Genomic DNA, 18,178 nt, shown 5'->3' with positions numbered 1-18,178 from the left:
TTATTCTGATTTTTTAGCCGTTCTGCTTAATTCGTTCCAGTTACGTACACCTACACGTGCTGCCCAGGCCAGGTACTCGGTTTCGAGTGCTTTTGCCTTTTCAGGATACTCTGCCGCCAGGTTATTAGTTTCCGAACGGTCGACCCGCATATCATATAATTCCCATGCAGCGTTATTTTCAGCAACTAATTTCCACCGGCCTTTGCGGATGGCCCGGCTGCCCTCGTGTTCCCAAAATAACGCGTCGTGATCTTTAAAAGCTTTGCCTGTAAAAGCAGCTTTCAGGCTTACACCTTGTGCGGGCGCAAGCAGGCGACCCTTAAATTCATTTGGATAACTAACACCAGCCAGGTCAAGGCAGGTAGGCAAAATATCGATCATGTGTGCAACCTGCCTGTTTGTGCTGCCGGGTTTGATAACTCCGGGAAAATAGGCTGTAAACGGACTGGCGATGCCGCCTTCGTGCGTATTCTTTTTAAAGCCTTTAAACGGCGTATTGCTTACATTGGCCCAGGGTGTTTCGTAACTGTCGATAGAATTAACCGAACCCGGCGTGCCCGATTTTTGGATCACGTTGTTCCAGTTTTTTACATCGTCGGCGCTGCCGCCGTTATCAGACATGAACAGTACCAAGGTGTTCTTATCTTTATGCAACTGTTTTATTTTGGCCAATATCTGGCCGATACCGGTATCCATCCGGTCAATCATAGCCGCGTATATGGCCATACGGGTATCCCATTTATCTTTTTCTTCGGCGCTTAGTTTTTCCCAATCAGGCACCTTTTCATATCTCGGCGAAAGCTGCCAGGCTTTACTAATAACACCTAACGACCTAAGTTTCTGATATCGCTGCCAGCGCAATTCATCCCAGCCGTTTAAGTACTTGCCCTTGTATCGGGCAATGTCCTGCGGCAAGGCTTGTATGGGCCAGTGCGGTGCATTATAAGCCACATACAAAAAGAACGGCTTTTGTTCATTCTTGATGCGATCGAGCGAGTTGATGGCGAAACGGGTGATGGCCTGCGTTAAATACTCGGAAGTGTCGTTTCTGAATACCTGCCGGTCATTCAACATAAAAGTGATCTTGCTGCCATCGTTAAACAACGGATCAGAGTTAAAATAACTGCTGGCATTGTTCAACATCGTAAACGACTGATCGAAACCACGGTTATAAGCCAAAGCAGATGGTACCAAACCCACATGCCACTTACCCGATACAATAGTATTGTAACCTGCCCCGGCTTTCAGCAATTCGGCAATGGTAGCGCAATGATCATTCAGATATCCCTGATAAGCCGGATCTCCCCAGTTTTTAACCATATCGCCAACGCCCGCCTGATGTGGGTATAAACCTGTGAGCAGAGCCGTGCGCGATGGGCAGCACCTGCCGGCGTTATAAAACTGGGTTAGCTTTAAACCTTTTGCTGCAAGCCGGTCGATATTAGGCGTATGTATTTCCGAGCCAAAGCAGCCGGCATCGGCAAAACCCATATCATCGGCCAGAATAATTACGATGTTAGGCTTAGTAGCAATATGCCGCTGCGCCCTGGCAGTACCCGGGGCTAACAGCGACATTGCGATCAACAAACCATATTTTCTGTTATTCGTCATTAAAGATCAGTTGGCGCTTGCCAGTTTGGTTTTGTTGCTGTTTACCACCTGTTCAATTTGCGTAGTGGTTGAAAAGCCCGATTTTTTCCATACTTTTTTTTTGTTGTGATAAAGCACCAGTGTAGGCAGCACGTTTATTTTAAGCTGTTTGGCCAAAGCGGTGTTATCATATTGTTCGATGCTGATCACTTTGGCTGCAAAACCGGTTTTGTTTTTCAGCGAATCCAGCACCGGTACCAGCCTTTTGCAGGCGCCGCAGTATTTAGAGCCAAAATCGATCAGTACCAGGTCGGCCGAGCCGGTCAGCTCCTGGTATTGCGCCGGTGAAAGCGATAAGCCCTTTTTAGTATTTGATATGATAGGGTATCCCGATCCTACCCAGTTGGCCAAACCGCCTGGGAGCTCGTAAACTGCTTTATATCCATTGTCGCGCAACTGTTTGGCCAATACCGAGCTGCGGCCATTGGCGATAGAATAAACAAATGTTGGTTTGCTTTTATCCAGGCCATCCAGCAACTGCTGGTAGTTAGCCGATTTTTGATCGGCATTTACAGCGCCTTTAATGTGGTTTTGTAAAAACTCTTCGTTACTGCGGGCATCTAATATCTGTGCGTTGCTGCCGGCCTGTTTCAGGCTTGCACTAAACTGTTCCAAACTGATAGCGCTTTTGTTCTGTGCATTTACCACCGAGGTAATTGCCAGTAAGCCAATGATAATTGGTCTGATCTGTTTCATGGTTTTAATTAGTTATTGTTTTCTAAATGGTGGATGCGTTTGCTGTTTACATCGCTCATATCGATAAAAGGATAGATATGATTTTTCCAGGCCTCTGCTTCAAATAAGGCTTTTAACTCCTTTAATTTTTCAGGATATTTTTTGGCAAGGTCGATACGCTCGTTAAAATCCTCGTTCAGGTTGTACAGCTTCCATTCGTCCTTGTCGTAATCGGGCTTTTCAACAGGTGCGACAGTTGGATAGATACCCAATTCGAGCGAGTTTGGATGATGCGGTGCTTCTGCTTTCCAGCCATCCTTGTAAATAGACCGGTTAGTGAATATGTAGTAATACTGTGTGGTATGCAGCGATGGTGCGTTAGGATTATTGAACGAGCTGAACAGCGATTTGCCTTGCAGTGTGTCTTGTTTAATGCCTTTGATATATTCGGGCAGGTGCAAACCTGCAACCTCGATAGTTGTCGGGAAGATATCGCTAACGTGGCCGTATTGGGTGCGGATACCGCCTTTCTCTTTAATCAGTTTTGGATAATAGATGATCAAAGGATTATGTGTACCACCTTCGGCATCAGCGTCCGATTTCCAGTACTTAAACGGCGTGTTTGCAGCCTGGGCCCAGCCCAAAGGATAGTTTGTTGATGCCTCGGGCGTACCGATGGCTTCCAGCTCAACCTCGTTATTCTTGATATAATCCTGTGTAGGGGTGGTTTTTGGCGGGTTCTTTAAAGGCTTGATCACACCGTGAAAAGTACCTTCTTTACTGGCACCGTTATCTCCTATCATTACAAATACCAGCGTGTTATCAAACTGCCCGGTTTGTTTTAAGTGGCGTATCACACGGCCAACCTGGTCGTCGATGTAGGTAAGATATCCGGCATATACTTCCATAAAGCGGGCATACAGTTTTTTTTGATCGGCAGGTAATTTATTCCAGGCTTCGATGCTTTCATTTCGCTCGGGCAATTGGGCATAAGCGGGTATATAACCTAAACGTTTTTGATTGGCGAATACTTTTTCGCGGTATACATCCCAGCCCTCGTCAAACTTGCCTTTGTACAGGTCGCTCCATTGTTTGGCTACCTGATGCGGGGCGTGGGTTGCGGCAGGCGCATAGTATAAAAAGAAAGGTTTATCCGGCGCTGCTTTGTGCGCCCGGTCGATATAAGCAATTGCCTTATCAGTTATCTGCTCGTTCAGGTTACGGCCATCGGGCTTTACATGGAAATTATCCTCCACCAAATGCGGCGGGTGGTACTGGTCGGTAGCCGATTCGAGGAACCCAAAGTGATGATCAAAACCTTTACCTGTCGGCCAACGGTCAAACGGACCAACATCTGTGGTATCCTCATCAGGCGTTACGCCCCATTTGCCCACAGCGAAGGTACTGTAGCCGTTTTCGCGCAATACCTCGGCGATGGTGCCTTTATCTGCCGGTATGCGGCCATCATATCCGGGGAAACCAGCCGCTGTTGAGGCATGTGAGAAATTGCCCACGTGCACATAATGATGATTTCGCCCGGTTAGTAATGACGAACGTGTTGGGGCGCAGATACCTGCCGTGTGGAAGTTGGTATAGCGCAAACCTGCATTGGCCAAAGTATCAAAATTGGGTGTGTTGATCAGGCCACCAAAGGTGCCCGAAGCACCGAAGCCGACATCGTCCAGCAATATCCAAACAATGTTTGGCGCACCTTTGGGTGCCGTTATCGGTTTTGGCCACCACTCTTTGGATTCGGCCAGTGTTTTCTTAACCACACCTTTGTAGGTTTCGGGTGTGGATGGCGGGATGTTTTGCTGCGCCTCCGCCGCCGTAGCGCCAATTGCCAGCAGGCCCATTGCGGCAATTTTATTTAACGATTTGTAAATGGGTTTCATAGATTATTTATTTTTTATTGAATAGAAATTTGATTGCATTTAGGGTTCCTTTTTCTCTACGGGGAAACCGTATTTCGCCAGGCTGTCCAGCGCGCCGATGTTATAGCTTTGCCGGTAGCCCAGTGTCTGTAAGCTATCGGTGGCCTTACCGCTTCGGTTGCCCGAATGGCAATACAGGTATATCCTTTTATCCTTGCTCAACTTTTTAACCTGATCGGCAAAACCGGCCGACCGGATATCGATATTCCGGGCGTATTTCAAATGTTCCTTTTGGTATTCATCCGGGGTACGAACATCGATCAATAGCGCTTTCCCCTTCCCTACTTCTGTAATGATTATCTTGGCATTTTCGGCCGAAGGCACAATTTTATTCGGGCTTTTCTGTACATAAACCGTATGCTTCTCTTGCGCTGCCAGCCTTAACGAGGCCAGCATCAGCGCAGCTATCATTAGCTTTCTCATTATTGCCAGCCGGGGTTTTGGGTGAGTTTACCGTTACTGTTATCTATCTCCTGCTGCGGTATGGGGAAGAGGTAGAATTTATTGCTCACCGTTTTACCATTGATAATGATCGGGCTGATGGTTCCTTTGGAAACGTTGGTTTTGCCTACTTTTAATAAGCTGGCCTCCAGTATGCCGTTATCGTTGCCATCGCGTTCGCGGATCAGATCGAACCAGCGCTGATACTCGAAAATGAACTCGAGCCTGCGTTCCAGGTATATTTCCTGCCTTAGTTGATCTTGTGTTTGGGTACCCAACACCAACGCGCTTAATCCGGCGCGTTGCCGTACCCTGTTAAGCGAGGCATAAGCTTTGGCGGTTGGGCCGTTAAGCTCGTTCTCCGCTTCAGCATCGATCAGCAATACATCCGAAAAACGAATAATTGATACGTTTGCGCTCGATTCGCTTTCGTTGGCTACCACACCCGGATCCCAGTATTTATTAAAGAAAGGTACCGAATCGCCGGGGATTTTCGGATCGTTTAATTTACCGTAGTACAAACCGGTTGTAGGGCTTTGAAAACGGGTTACAAAGCTTACCGTTTTGCGTTTGTCGCCGGCGGGATAGAGTTTGTAAATGCTAAAGTAATGATCGATACCGTCGGACTTCGAAGCATCCGGCACCGAATAAAACGTAACCTGATCTGCAAACGAGCCGGTTATACCCGGTATACCAGATAATATTGATCGTGGCGCCTGGTTATTGCCCTGGCCAAGTGAGTTTGATTTAAACTGAGCCGAGAAGATGTGTTCTTTACCATTCTTGGTAGCTGGCAGGAAAACATCTGCATAATTGGCAAACAGGTCATAACCATAAGGGCCGTTAATTACCCCGTCAGCAGTGGTAACGGCAAGTTGCCATTTGCGTTCGGTTAAATATACCTTTGACAATAGCGATTGTGCCGCGCCCGCAGTAGCCCTGCCGATATCTGACCCTGAGTAAGAATTAGGTAAAGCGGCAGTAGCCTCTGTCAGGTCCTTTTCAATCTGCGCGTAAACCATTGCCGAAGCAGTACGCGGCACCTGCTGATCAGAAAGACTTACCGAAGTAAGATCATGCAGCACCAGCGGCACATCGCCATATAAACGTACCAGGTTAAAGTAATACAGCGCCCTTAAAAACTTGGCCTCGGCCACCAAACGTTTATTTAAGGTAGGATCAAAGGCAATATGTGGGATGGTATCAATAGCGATATTAGCCTTTTTAATGGCGGCATAATGCTGCTGCCATATCTGCAAAATCCTTAAACCCGATGACGAGTGCCCTAATACCGCTTGCGACCGAACGTCGGCATTGGTAGCGCCCGGTCCGGGTGCGTCATCATCGCTCATAAAGTTCATGCCCGTATTAAACAGGGTATTATATGGGGTTTGTACGGTGTTCGATCCCGCATTCAGCAGCGAGTAAGCGGCTGTTACCGCAGCTACGGCATCGGCCTGAGTTTTGTAAAACTGTTCGGCAGGTATAAACGACTCTGGCGTTTGCGACAGCTTGGCGCAGGAAACAACACCCGTGCTAAGCGCCAATGCCAAAATGTATTTTAATTTTTTCATAACAATGTTATCTGATAAAGATTAAAGGGTTAAAGAAATACCTGCAACTACCGATTTAGCATTAGGATAAGCGCCGTTATCAACACCCAAACTGATAGCGTTTTGGCCGTTGGTGCTTACTTCGGGGTCGTAGCCGGTGTAATGCGTCCAGGTTGCCAGGTTAACACCGGTTACATAGATGCGCACTTTTTGTATCGGCGATTTTGATAAAACCGATTTTGGGAAGGTATAGCCAAAGCTCAGGTTTTTTAAGCGCAGATACGAGCCGTCTTCAATAAAGCGATCAGAAATCGTGGCCGCCGGATCCTGGTAAGCGCTGTGCACATCGGTATTGATATTGGTTGGCGTCCAGCGGTTAAGCAGGGTAGTAGTGGCATTGGTGTAGCCGGTACCCAGTTCCAGCACGGCGCGTTGCTGGTTGTAAATTTTATTACCGTAGGATGTTTGCAGGAATATGCTCAGATCGATACCCTTATAGCTAAATGTATTAGTGATACCTCCGGTAAATTTAGGTTGAGCATTGCCTAAGATCAGCCTGTCATCAGATTGGGTGATCTTGCCATCGTGGTTAACATCCAGGTAAGCCTGGCCGCCGGGAGATGTGTTCGCAGCCGGGGTTAATGCCGGGCTGCCGGCTTGTATCAACCCATTGGTTTTGTAACCGATGAACGAACCTATAGGCTCGCCTACTTTCAGGATAGATGGCAGCGACGAATCGGGAATAAACTGGTTAACACCATTACCGCCCAGGCTTAATACTTTATTACGGTTAACCGCGAATACGATGCCGGTGTTCCATTTAAAATCGCCAACAAAATTGCGGGCGTTTAAACTCAGCTCAAAACCCTTGTTTTCAACCGAACCTACGTTTTCAAACTGCTGCGGGTTGGTGATAGATGTGTTGGTGACGATGGTTAAACCGCTTGTTGCCGGCAATGGCAGGTAAATAAGCAGGTTGGTTGTTTTTTTATAATAGGCGTCGGCCACCAGGGTAATGCGATCTTTAAGAAAACCCAGGTCGAAGCCAAAATCATACTGGGCGGTTTTTTCCCAGGTTAGATTGGAGTTAGCAAGGGTATTAGGCGCAAAGCCCACTATGGTTGTATTGCCAAAGTTGTATCGGTACGAACCCAACTGCGAAAGCGCCTGGTATGGCGGGATGTCGCTGTTACCGGTTAATCCGGCACTCAGCCTGAATTTTAACTGACTAATGGCCTGAATATTCTTCAGAAAATCTTCGCTTGATGCATTCCAGGCAAAGGCTGCCGAAGGGAAGCTGGCCCACTGGTGCCCGTCGGCAAATTTTGAAGAACCATCTGCACGCAGCGTTAAGGTTAACAGATATTTATCATTAAAGGCATAATTAATACGGCCCAGGTATGATTTAAGCGCCCAGGCGTTGTATGATGATGCCGGAGCTATGGCAAAACCGCTACCTGTGATAGATGTTACGCTGCCCGAACCGATATTATTGTAACTGCTGTAATCGCTCACAAAGCCCGATGAACCAGTGATAGCACCTTCGGCGCTGAATGCCTGCTGGGTGAAACCTGCCAGGATATTAAGCGAGTGTTTACCAAATTTTTTGGTGTAGGTTACTGTATTTTCGTTCAGCCAGTTTGTTGAATACAGTGTACCAGTTTCGGCCAGGCCGCCATAGCCCGATCCTTCGTAAACCGTCGACGGCAAATAACGATCCTGCTTGTTATCGATAATATCAATACCAAATAACACCTTCGCGGTTAAGCCTGGAATGATCTGGTACTCGCCTGAAACATTGGACAATATCCTGTTAGTGGCCGTCGTATTGATTTGATTGTAAAGCGTATTGATGGGATTGCCATAAACGCCTTCAAAAGCATTTTTCAGGAAGAACGTACCATCGGCGTTATAGATTGGTGTGGTTGGCGTCATTAACAAAATGGCCGGTACTACGCTGGCCGGCGCAACCTGCGCAAGGGTATGCCCGCCTGCTAAATAGGCCGATATTTTTAACTTATCGTTATAATCGTGTTCTACGTTAATGCGGCCTCCATAGCGTTTAAACCAGGTATTCTGCAATACCCCATCCTGATCGGCATAATTGCCCGAAAACGCGATGCGTGTACGATCGGTACCGGTAAGGATAGAAAGCGAATGGTTTTGTGTGCCCGCCCTGCGGAAAGCTGCCGCCTGCCAATCGGTATTCACGTTGCCGTAAGGAAATAGTGCTGCCGTGGTTGGCGCAGTTTTACCGGTATTAATAAAGGCATCGGTACGCAAAGCCGCCCACTGATCGGCATTTAACAAACTGAGTGTTTTGGTAACCTGCTGCACACCGTAGCTGCCGTCGTAGGTAATGGACGATTGGCCGGCTTTACCCTTTTTGGTCGAAATAATAATGACGCCATTTGCACCACGTGTACCGTAAATAGCGGTTGCCGAAGCGTCTTTTAATACCTCAATACTTTCAATATCAGCCGGATTGATAGATGCCAGCGGGTTGATGGCCGTGCCGGTGGTTACGCCCGCGTCGGTTAGCGAGTTACTGTTTGAAGTTGGAAAGCCATCAATCACATACAATGGTTCGGCTACGGCGTTAACCGAGTTAACGCCTCTTATCTGCACAGTTGTTCCGGCACCGGGCTGTCCGCTGGCCTGGGTAAACTGCACACCCGAGATGGTGCCTTGCAAAGCCCTGTCGAACGAGGCTGACGGCTGTGCCAGCGCAATCGCAGGGACTGAAGCTACTGAACCTGTGATATCACGACGCCTTTGCGCTCCGTAACCTACTATCACCACATCGTTAAGCTGATTGCTTACCTCTTTTAATGCGATTTCGATGGGGCTGCCTGTCGCAACAACATGCCCCGTTTCATAACCAATAAAGGTTATCGTTAAGTTGAGCGGGTATTTTTGAGCGGTAACAAAGCTGAACTTACCATCAATATCGGCCGAAACAGCATGGGTTGTACCCTCGATACGCACCACCGCGCCAGGTAAAGGTTCTTTAGTGGCAGCATCGATAACCCGGCCTACCAGCTTTGAGTTTATAGTAGGCTGATTTTGCGCCGAAACACTTAGTGTGATAAAAAGAAAAAGAAAATTAATTAAGGTAAGGGGCCTGATTCGGGATAATAAAGGGGTTTGCCACCTCCTTATTTCTGCAATATTTTGCATAATTTTGAACTGATTTAAAATGACATAAATGAAGCAGGCTCAACGCCAATCGATCCCTGCTTCGTTATTTTGGATCGTGCTGGGAAAGGGTTATCCCCTTTCCCTTTGTTATAGGTAGTGTATTACTTTTCCATGTTGGTCTTCCCTCCTGCAAGTAGTAAGTGCCAGCCTTTTTACAAGACCGCCGTTAAATATTGGATTGATTTTGGGAGACTGCCGGGCTGTGCGGCAGCTTAAGCAGATTTGCATGTACTGCTTATTCAGCAACAACAACTCACGCACATTCGGCTGTGTGAAGCCGGTGAGATTTTGATTGATGCGATGTGGTTGAAATGCGTATTCATCTTTTAATGTCTACTAAATCTATAGATTTACTGCAATATTAAAGAAAGTAAACTTCTCCTGCAAAATTTATTTTAAAATAAATTGGTAATGTGCCTTTTACTGATTTTGAACGCACCTGAAACCCAGGTGTTCCATGCCGCTGTCCTCGGTGGTTTTCATACGGCGTGCAACTCTGTACCCAGTACAATAGCTTTCGTTGCATAAAAATGATCCGCCACGAACCACCCGTTTTTGAGCATTTGGTTCATCAGGATCGAATGATACTGCAGGGCCTTTAGGATTACTCACACCCTGCGGATTGAGCTTGCCGTAATATCGGTAATCGTAATAATCGGCGCACCATTCCCAAACATTTCCGGCCATATCATACAAACCGTAACCATTCGCTGCAAACGATGCAACCGGAGCCAGCCCATAGAAATGGTCTTTCAAGGTGTTTTTATACGGAAAACTGCCTTCCCACGTGTTGGCTTTAGGTTTACCCGTGTTTACATTTTCGTTACCCCAAGGGTAGATGTTATTGGTCAATCCTCCGCGCGCGGCCCACTCCCACTCTGCTTCGGTGGGTAAACGTTTACCCGCCCATTTACAATACGCTACAGCATCGAAATAGGAGATATGCACCACCGGATAATTCCCTTTGCCAACAATGTTACTGCCCGGCCCATGCGGGTGTTTCCAGCTGGCGCCCTTTTTCCAGGCCCACCACTGGCTGTAATCATCCAGGCTAACGGGTTTTTTTGAAGGTACGAACACCAATGATGCTGCTACAAGCAGGCTATCTGCCGGTTTTGGCGTGCCGGGCGGGAGCTGTTTTTTCAAAACGTTCCAATCCGGTTTTTTTTCGGCGGTTGTTACGTATCCCGTCGCCTTCACAAATTTGGCGAAGGCTGCATTGGTAACTTCGGTAATGTCCATCCAAAAACCGTCCACATGCACCTTGTGCTTCGGGTATTCATCAGGTAGGGCCTGTTTATTATCAGCGCCCATCAAATAGGTTCCGGCCGGTATCCATACCATGTGATCGTGATTAGCCGCTGCCGGGGAGTTATGCAGAACCGGTTCAACCGAAATGGTCATGCCTACGAAACGGGCGGGGATACGTGACTCGCAACATAAAGCAACTTTTTTTAAAGGGCGGGCAATGCCGGCTTCAATATAAACTTTATTGCTGTTTTCGTTTTTATGCTTGCATCCGGCTATTAATATAGTCAGGCTGCTAATCAATATAGTTTTCGCTTTCATTTACATTCATGTTCTGTCCTGACAGGAGATCTCTTAAGAGGTGTGAGGATGGGTTCGAACCATCGTAACAGGATTTGCAGTCCTCTGCCTAACCTCTCGGCCACTCCACCTGACTATTGCTTTAAATAAACTATATTATCTATAGATTTAGTATATATTACAAGTATACAATTAGATTTTAAATAATCAAATTCAAATAACAATCCACAATGCAAATCAACTTATTGGGGGCTCATTTGTACACATTCAAGTCCACACAAACTTTACCTATTGTTATCATGTATAAAGCAAAAATGTAGCCCTTGTATATAGAAACTGCGTTTTAAGTGGCTCTAACAGAACTTAAAATGTTTTTTAGACTATATTGGGAGCTCATTCTAACTCAAATAGAATAGAAGCTTGTTTGATCAAGGCAGCAAGACTCGAACCACCAGGGCGCGGCGGATCATCAACCGGTACAAGCGCTATGTCAGGAAGCGCAATGTGCAGGCCATCATCGTCAAGGTGTCGCCAGTGCGAAGGCACACCAGAGCAATAAAGCTGATACTGAAGCGTATAGAGGCACTGGCGAAAAAGCACAATTGCATGTTTGACCTGATAACCAAACGTGAGATGCGGCACAAACTGCACCTGCACGTGCACTCAGCCGACATGCTGGCCGAATGCGCGCGAGTGTTCTATCCCGACCTGGGTGCGCTCTACCATAGGAGCATCACCCGAGGGATCATCCGGATTTGTGCCTCCACATTGCGCGCTATCGAAATTGGCTGGATAATTTTAGCATTTTGTTTTTCACATTTACGGGGCTAAATACTAACCAGGAGCTTTATACAGTAATTACTTTAACCTAATGCAAATTCAACAGCTGCCCGGGCATGTATCTGAGTTGTATCAAATATCTTTATTTTTACGTCAACGGGTTGCACCACCAACGGAATTTCAGTACAGCCTAATATTATTCCTTCCGCCCCCGATGAAATCAATTCATTAACAATGGCGATATAGCGCTCTTTGGTTTGTTTAACTATAATACCCTTACCCAACTCATTATAAATAGTTTCCTGAATAAATAGGCGATCGTCAATACCGGGGATAATGGTATCAATGTCCTGATCGGCCAGTTTTGATCTGAAAAAATCAAGTTCCATGGTAAAACGTGTGCCTAACAGGCCAACTTTTTTTAGCGCTGATCTTTTAATATCATTCGCAGTGGCAGTAGCGATATGAATGATAGGTAGTCCGATCACTTCCTGTAGCCGGTCGGCAATCAGGTGCATGGTATTTGCACATAATATAAGGCCTTCGGCGCCCGCATCTTTGAGATACTCAGCAGCTTCTAATACCCTGGCAAAAGTTTTGTCCCAATCATTATTGTCGTTGTTTTTTTTAATATCCGCATAATTGAACGAATAAATAATGCATTCGGCAAAATTTAATCCACCCAATTTATCATTGGCTCCCTGGTTGATCAGCCTGTAATAGTCTGCAGTTGATACCCAGCTAATTCCGCCGATAAGCCCAAGTTTTTTCATTTTTGAATATTTAAGATATATGTAATAAGCTGAGATCGACTATTGAAATAATTTGGCAACGCCGCTTTTTTCATAAAAAGCCTTATAGTCCTTAATGTTCAGCATATCGTTAACAGCCTTGTTCTTATCGTCGCTTTTATCATAATAGGCTTTGCATATCTGGTATCCTACCCAATAACCCTGATCGGGCAGATTGTCCGGAGTGGCCTGTTGTGAGTTAGCGATCCAATTGCCGTACCGGTTATAGTACATGTCTTTTTCAAATCGTCTCCATATCATCTTTTCTTTTCCATTTGCCCAGTCATGCAGGGCCGCATTGGCGTTGTTCCCACTTATCAGTTCACCAATCATATCGGCCATTCCTTCGCGTATCACATAACTTAAGGTGGTTGTATCTTCCTTTAACCCATCTTGCTGGTAATGGATAAGCTCGTGAGCAATTATATTCGGCAAGTATTTAAAATCTCCCATCCTCGTCTTTAGCCCAAAGCTCAACTCATCCGTCGGGATGCCATCGCTTTTGCAATACTGGTTCACTCCGATCAATAAGCCGGTATTTGATACAGTGCCACCACTTGTAAATGCACCGATTAGAAAGTAAACATCAGGGAATTTTGCAGCCGGGTAAAGCTCCTTTAGCCTGACAAACGAGTTTGTAAATGTTGATTTAAAATTATCTACCTGCAATGAAGTTTTTCGGATCGCCTTGTAATATTGCGGCGCCAATTTGATATGGTCCACAAAAAAATCAATGCTACTTACCTTTAAACTCATATAATCGTCCATCCCCTTGCTTGCTTTATCAAAATATTCCTTTTTAAAGATCTGTTTAAAATGGGCAGTGTCCTTTAGCGCCTTATCGTAGGCCTTCCAAAACCTATGTATATCTTCCGTAATCAACCTAACCTTTCTGGGATCGGTATTTAATATTTTTTTACTTTCCTTAACACTTTTGATGATAGGGGCCCAATTGGGATCGGCATGCAGCGTGGCCAGGTCTTTATCGGCTAAAAGGTTTGTTTTGTTTCCATAACCAGTTTTGATAGCTTGTTTCAGCATAATTAAAGCTGAGTCTTTCTTTCCCTGCAGGTTGAGGCAACAGGCAATATTATACATTATGGTCGAACGCTTTGCCAGGAAATCGGTCCTTTTCAAAAGAGATTCGTATAAAATAGTGGCAGCCTGGTATTTTTTCTCCTGGTATGAACTGTCTGCCAGTTTTTCAACTTCGTTTCGGGTTGGTATTTTTTGACCGGATACGCTGCTATAAACAAAGATCATTGCTGCAAAAGCAACCCAACATGTATTCGTAGTTTTTGCCATTTTTTTACTGTTTAAACAAACCAGCCTTCAGTTCCGATCCAAAAGAACCTTCAGCCAACTGCAAATAATTGCGTTTACTTTGATCCATTTCAAGTTTAATGGTCCCATCGGTCTTAACATAACACCGCTATCCGTCGCCAGAAAGATCCTGTTGTTATATTCCCTGATGCAATGAGAATGGAACTTGGGTAAAAACTCTTCTCCTGTGGCCCATGAAGCGCCATTTGGGGCCGACTTATTACGTTTTTGTACCCATGTACCATTTGGGGCCTGGTTAACTATAGCATAATAATTATTAACTCCGATGCCGAAGCCCATCATCGTATAGTTAGCAATGTCGGTTCTGAATCCCTGTGAGTCCTGGTGCCAGGTAAGGCCTTTGTCATCCGAACGTATTAAATATTGTACGTTTTTTGCGTCGGCATAAGTTTGAGCAAGGATAGTGCCGTTGTTATAAACCATATCTACAACATAATAAGGCGCTTTTACGTCTGGAGGATAAGTATGTGTTCGCCACAATTGCTGCTTCGTATCGTACACCGCAAATGAATTTACAGTAGCTGCACCAAGGGTCGAATCAATTGTAAGCACCCTGGTAGCACGATCTGTAAACGGGACCGGGAACCCATTGATGAACGGATGCCATTGGTTGGTAAGCGTATCGAGGACCTGGACACCCCAATTATAGGATGCACTGTACAAATTATTATTCCATGCAGCAAAGGAAGCTATATTGGTAACTATGTTCTGTGCATCTTTCCAGGTTTTACCATTATCGGTACTGAAAAAAGTATCGTCCAGAAATGTCCCGGCGTATATCCTGTTTTTAAATGCCGAGATAGCCGTTATCTCGATCCCGGGTAAAATTGGGGATGATGCCGTCCAACTGGTGCCATTATCAGCGCTCATATAAATTTTTGCCGAAGAAAGAGAGGACGCATAGATCACATTATTTATTTTTTCGATGACACTAAAAGGCTCGTTTGGCAATGTTGTTACCCTTGTCCAGTTTGCTGTGCCATCGTTGGGCGGTACGATTACCGGTGTAGTAACAGCAGCACCATCATCTGATTGTTTTTTGCACGATGCAAAAGCCAAAATGCATAGAACGATGGCTGCAATAATGGTGTTGTATGTTTTTTTATTTTTACCTGATTCCATTTTTTGATATCACTAATCCCAAACAAATTTCCATTTACCATCGGTTTGTTTTTTCCAGACGGTATGGAATATACCCGTATGATCCGTTGTTTTGCCGGTGGGGTCTTTTACTGTATAGGTATAATTCCCGTAAGTATACCCCAGGTCGCCGGAAGCGGACACTGCTACAAATTCAGCGGTCCAGGTCAACTGACTGTTTGTTTTTCCCGCTCCGTAATACATCGCTATGGCGTTTTTCCCTTTGATCAACTTATCGCCCCTGTTTATGACAGCATCCTCTGCGGCAAATTTTGCAAAAGCCATCATACCCTCCTGCTTAACCGCTGCTTCAAAATCTTTCTCGGTTTTCAATATTTCCTGCCTGCTTTTAGCTATTTTATAGTTTTTGCCTGCAGAGCAGCCTATGATTAATATTATTGTGCTTAATAAAAAAGCGGTAATGAACAGATAATTAAGTTTTTTGGAGTGTCTTAATTTGTCGAGTATCTTGTTTTTTATTGTCTGCATGATAACGTAACGGCAAAAAATATCTTCCGGTTGCCAAGCCCGTCTTGCTATTTCTCTAAATACTTTGTTGCTTCTGTTATCCAGTTCTGATCAAATGGCAATACAATATTGGGTTTAATGCCACCGGTGTCATCAATCCCTTTTCCCTGGTCAATTCGCCTGCTGCGCGTAGTGGCATAATACAAAGTGAAATGTGAACATGGAAAAGGCGCAGACCGCACGCTTGCATGATCGAGCACACCGGCAGTACGCTGCCCCATTAAAGTTACTTTTTTGCTCTGCAAGGCTGTTAACAGCAGTTGTTCCGTTGTACTTGCACAATGGTTATCAATCAAAATAACTATTTTTTGGGGGTAGGGCTCAATTTTTTCAAACTTGGTTGTATCATCGTCAGATAAGCTTACATACCGACCGATATGTTCCTGCATTTTTGTGATGTTATTTTTAATAGCATCCTTAGTTGATTGTGGGAAATTATTATTGCTAAGTATAGGTAACCATGATTTAATATTGTCATCAGTTGCCAAAACATCTGTTCCAATATTGTAAATAGGGTTAGTATATAAATAAGGCAGTATGGGGTAGAATGCAAAGTCGGCGCCCCCGCCGTTTCCACGCAGGTCGAGTATTAAATTGGGCTTTGATTTTAACGAACTTTCATTCGCTTTAAAAACAGAGTCGATGGCCTTACTGTTTCCTTCATCAAATGTTCCGATACGGATATAAGATGTTCTGTCTGACAGGCTCTTAAACTGAACAGGTACAAAGGTTTGCGTGTTAGCACTTGCTGCTATTATGCCTTCCTTAGTCCAGTCGCCATTATTTAAAGATTTACCATCAAAACTATAGTTAAGCACCTGTATACTATGGTCTTTTGAATAATAATAAGCTTTAAAAGCAGATTTAGTAGTCTGCTTTAATTCCATCTTAACCTGGCCGGGCTTCCAGAACGACGATTTTGAAGTAAGAATTACGCCTGCATAATCCCTGAAGCTTGTTTTGTTTTTTATGATGGCAATTTTATAAGTTGAATCAGAACTGTAATAAACTCCTTCGGCGTTTTTTGAGATTTTAAGCCTGGTTAGGTTTTGTGGCGTAATTGATATCACCTCGGTTTCCCTGATCAGTTTGTTGATCGCAACGGTATCTGCCATACCAATATAAATATGTCCATCCTTGAAAAAACTCAACCACTCGTTCATCAACCTCAGGCAGTAAGTTGACTTTGTATCTTGTGTCGCTTGTTTTAAAACTTCTGTCGAAATCGCATCATATTGAGCCCGGTTACTGCTCTTAACTTTATCCTTGAATCCTGAATAATTGGTTTCAATTTGCTTTTTCAGAAATAGCAATTCGGTTCTGCAGTCGCAACTTTGGGCAAATGAAAAATTGGTAATAATCAGCAAAAAGAATAGGATGAGAATTTGTCTTACCATGGGCAATTCAATTATTATATTTGAAATAAAGCCCTTTATTTGTCGCCAAAAAAAGCTTCCCATTAAATTCCTTTATGGCCGACGACCAAACAGAGGGTATAAATTCCTCGCCGCTTGCCCAGGTGGTGCCGGCAGGAGCCGCCCTATCGCGGTGTTGTATCCAGGTACCTATAATAGTTGTAGTATACTCGTTGCTGATGGAATAATATTTAGTGCTGCCTGCAAGCAGGCCGTGCATGGTGTATCTGTTCAGATCTGATTTCAAATCGAGTGTATCTGCATTCCAGGTTGTGCCCTTGTCATCGCTACGCATAATAGCCTGCCTGGTGGGATACTCCATATACACCTGGCCCAAAAGGGTGCCGTAGTTGTAAGGGCTGTAAACCAGGTCTATCGTATAATCCGACCACCAGTTCGTATTATTAGTAATATACGGGGTATGGTTATAGTAATTTTTTCGCACCCAGCCCTGTTGTGTGCCATTAAATGCTGCAAAGCTGTAGGCAGTACCCGCAAACAAGTCGGTACCGATAGCCAAAACTTTAGTCGCAATTCTGTCTAAATTTAAAAATGAAGATGTTAGCCCATTTACAAAGGGTTCCCATTGTTTGGTGGCGGCGTTTAACTTCAGTATCCCATCACCATAGGACGAGGCATATAAATCATTGTCCCACGCCGCAAACGAAGTGATATCACCAGTTAAGCTCCGCTCATTGGTCCAGGTTTTACCGCTGTCACTGCTTGAGTAGATGTCATCTTCAACAACGCCTGCAAGTTTGGTGTCATTTTCAAATACAGAAGCGCCTACATATATTTTGTTTTTAAATACCGTTAAAGCTGTTATGTCTATCCCGGGATTGATCTGCACATTAGGGGCAATCTGCGCGGACGCTGTCCAGTTGACTCCGCCATCGGCACTCATATAAACTCGGTGCGATGTGGTCGAACCGGCGTAGATCACGTTATTGATGACCTCAAGCGCAGTAAAGTTTTCGGCCGGTAAGTTATTGGTCAGCTTCCAGTTGTCCGGAACTGGACCCTGAGGTGGTGTTGCCGGTGTCGGGTTATGAGCTTTTTTACATGCTCCAAAGCTTAGTATCGCAAATAATACAACTATGTAAATGTTTATTGCCTGTAATTGTTTTTTTGTTTTCATGTATGATAGGTTTTGTAGTTAGTGTAAACTACAAGCTCAG

At 44.9% G+C, this 18,178-nt stretch carries 14 protein-coding genes and 1 tRNA gene; 1 reads left to right on the top strand and 14 read right to left on the bottom strand.

The features are described 5' to 3' along the window. From BEL04_RS11065 to BEL04_RS11030, 8 genes are all read right to left on the bottom strand, one after another. Positions 1–1,611, bottom strand: a complete 1,611-nt coding sequence (locus BEL04_RS11065) for an arylsulfatase (RefSeq protein WP_066003714.1) — start codon at positions 1,609–1,611, stop codon at positions 1–3. A gap of 6 nt (positions 1,612–1,617) precedes the next feature. Continuing rightward, the gene (locus BEL04_RS11060) at positions 1,618–2,346 is read right to left on the bottom strand and encodes a thioredoxin domain-containing protein (RefSeq protein ID WP_066003713.1); all 729 of its coding nucleotides are present in this window, start codon (positions 2,344–2,346) and stop codon (positions 1,618–1,620) included. Between the two features lie 8 nt (positions 2,347–2,354). After that, positions 2,355–4,220 carry an arylsulfatase gene (locus tag BEL04_RS11055; protein ID WP_066003711.1) on the bottom strand — a complete coding sequence of 622 codons (1,866 nt, stop codon included), beginning with the start codon at positions 4,218–4,220 and terminating at the stop codon, positions 2,355–2,357. Between the two features lie 39 nt (positions 4,221–4,259). Then, positions 4,260–4,682, bottom strand: coding sequence for a rhodanese-like domain-containing protein (locus tag BEL04_RS11050; RefSeq protein WP_066003709.1), 423 nt, complete (start codon positions 4,680–4,682; stop codon positions 4,260–4,262). Beyond that, complete coding sequence (locus tag BEL04_RS11045; RefSeq protein ID WP_066003707.1) at positions 4,682–6,274, bottom strand: RagB/SusD family nutrient uptake outer membrane protein; 1,593 nt, start codon at positions 6,272–6,274, stop codon at positions 4,682–4,684. The genes BEL04_RS11050 and BEL04_RS11045 overlap by 1 nt, the downstream gene beginning before the upstream one ends. Positions 6,275–6,295: 21 nt before the next feature. Beyond that, a complete protein-coding gene (locus BEL04_RS11040; protein WP_066003703.1) occupies positions 6,296–9,433 on the bottom strand; it encodes a TonB-dependent receptor in 3,138 nt (1,045 codons plus the stop codon). 441 nt (positions 9,434–9,874) lie between these two features. Next, entirely contained in the window at positions 9,875–11,023 is a 1,149-nt protein-coding gene (locus BEL04_RS11035) for a formylglycine-generating enzyme family protein (RefSeq protein ID WP_083227880.1), read from the bottom strand. 38 nt (positions 11,024–11,061) lie between these two features. Beyond that, positions 11,062–11,133, bottom strand: a tRNA-Cys gene (locus BEL04_RS11030). 289 nt (positions 11,134–11,422) lie between these two features. Between BEL04_RS11030 and BEL04_RS11025 the strand changes: the two genes are divergently transcribed. Then, on the top strand, positions 11,423–11,833 hold the full coding sequence (locus BEL04_RS11025; protein ID WP_066003701.1) for a hypothetical protein: 411 nt from the start codon (positions 11,423–11,425) through the stop codon (positions 11,831–11,833). 32 nt (positions 11,834–11,865) lie between these two features. Here BEL04_RS11025 and BEL04_RS11020 read toward each other — a convergent pair whose 3' ends face one another. The 6 genes from BEL04_RS11020 to BEL04_RS10995 form a co-directional block, all read right to left on the bottom strand. Then, entirely contained in the window at positions 11,866–12,555 is a 690-nt protein-coding gene (locus BEL04_RS11020) for an aspartate/glutamate racemase family protein (RefSeq protein WP_066003699.1), read from the bottom strand. 39 nt (positions 12,556–12,594) lie between these two features. Continuing rightward, positions 12,595–13,836 carry a DUF2268 domain-containing putative Zn-dependent protease gene (locus BEL04_RS11015; protein WP_217493635.1) on the bottom strand — a complete coding sequence of 414 codons (1,242 nt, stop codon included), beginning with the start codon at positions 13,834–13,836 and terminating at the stop codon, positions 12,595–12,597. Between the two features lie 69 nt (positions 13,837–13,905). Beyond that, positions 13,906–15,039: a hypothetical protein gene (locus BEL04_RS11010; protein WP_066003694.1), complete on the bottom strand. Its 1,134-nt coding sequence runs from the start codon at positions 15,037–15,039 to the stop codon at positions 13,906–13,908. Between the two features lie 12 nt (positions 15,040–15,051). Continuing rightward, entirely contained in the window at positions 15,052–15,546 is a 495-nt protein-coding gene (locus BEL04_RS11005; RefSeq protein ID WP_066003693.1) for a DUF4440 domain-containing protein, read from the bottom strand. 47 nt (positions 15,547–15,593) lie between these two features. Further along, the gene (locus tag BEL04_RS11000; RefSeq protein ID WP_175404057.1) at positions 15,594–16,700 is read right to left on the bottom strand and encodes a S41 family peptidase; all 1,107 of its coding nucleotides are present in this window, start codon (positions 16,698–16,700) and stop codon (positions 15,594–15,596) included. Positions 16,701–16,989: 289 nt separating this feature from the next. Next, positions 16,990–18,138 (bottom strand): hypothetical protein, encoded by a 1,149-nt coding sequence (locus tag BEL04_RS10995; RefSeq protein ID WP_066003690.1) that lies wholly within the window; start codon positions 18,136–18,138, stop codon positions 16,990–16,992. Positions 18,139–18,178 lie beyond the last annotated feature (40 nt).

The organism is Mucilaginibacter sp. PPCGB 2223 (assembly GCF_001705515.1).
GTDB lineage: Bacteria > Bacteroidota > Bacteroidia > Sphingobacteriales > Sphingobacteriaceae > Mucilaginibacter.
This window is presented reverse-complemented; position numbering and strand designations above follow the sequence as displayed.

What these genes read in the sequence shown, in the direction of transcription:
- BEL04_RS11040 (WP_066003703.1), bottom strand. Translation starts at nt 9,433, where the DNA reads ATGCAAAATATTGCAGAAATAAGGAGGTGGCAAACCCCTTTATTATCC.
- BEL04_RS11000 (WP_175404057.1), bottom strand. Translation starts at nt 16,700, where the DNA reads ATGGCAGATACCGTTGCGATCAACAAACTGATCAGGGAAACCGAGGTG.
- BEL04_RS11055 (WP_066003711.1), bottom strand. Translation starts at nt 4,220, where the DNA reads ATGAAACCCATTTACAAATCGTTAAATAAAATTGCCGCAATGGGCCTG.
- BEL04_RS11015 (WP_217493635.1), bottom strand. Translation starts at nt 13,836, where the DNA reads ATGATCTTTGTTTATAGCAGCGTATCCGGTCAAAAAATACCAACCCGA.
- BEL04_RS11035 (WP_083227880.1), bottom strand. Translation starts at nt 11,023, where the DNA reads ATGAAAGCGAAAACTATATTGATTAGCAGCCTGACTATATTAATAGCC.
- BEL04_RS11045 (WP_066003707.1), bottom strand. Translation starts at nt 6,274, where the DNA reads ATGAAAAAATTAAAATACATTTTGGCATTGGCGCTTAGCACGGGTGTT.
- BEL04_RS10995 (WP_066003690.1), bottom strand. Translation starts at nt 18,138, where the DNA reads ATGAAAACAAAAAAACAATTACAGGCAATAAACATTTACATAGTTGTA.
- BEL04_RS11020 (WP_066003699.1), bottom strand. Translation starts at nt 12,555, where the DNA reads ATGAAAAAACTTGGGCTTATCGGCGGAATTAGCTGGGTATCAACTGCA.
- BEL04_RS11065 (WP_066003714.1), bottom strand. Translation starts at nt 1,611, where the DNA reads ATGACGAATAACAGAAAATATGGTTTGTTGATCGCAATGTCGCTGTTA.
- BEL04_RS11010 (WP_066003694.1), bottom strand. Translation starts at nt 15,039, where the DNA reads ATGGAATCAGGTAAAAATAAAAAAACATACAACACCATTATTGCAGCC.
- BEL04_RS11050 (WP_066003709.1), bottom strand. Translation starts at nt 4,682, where the DNA reads ATGAGAAAGCTAATGATAGCTGCGCTGATGCTGGCCTCGTTAAGGCTG.
- BEL04_RS11005 (WP_066003693.1), bottom strand. Translation starts at nt 15,546, where the DNA reads ATGCAGACAATAAAAAACAAGATACTCGACAAATTAAGACACTCCAAA.
- BEL04_RS11060 (WP_066003713.1), bottom strand. Translation starts at nt 2,346, where the DNA reads ATGAAACAGATCAGACCAATTATCATTGGCTTACTGGCAATTACCTCG.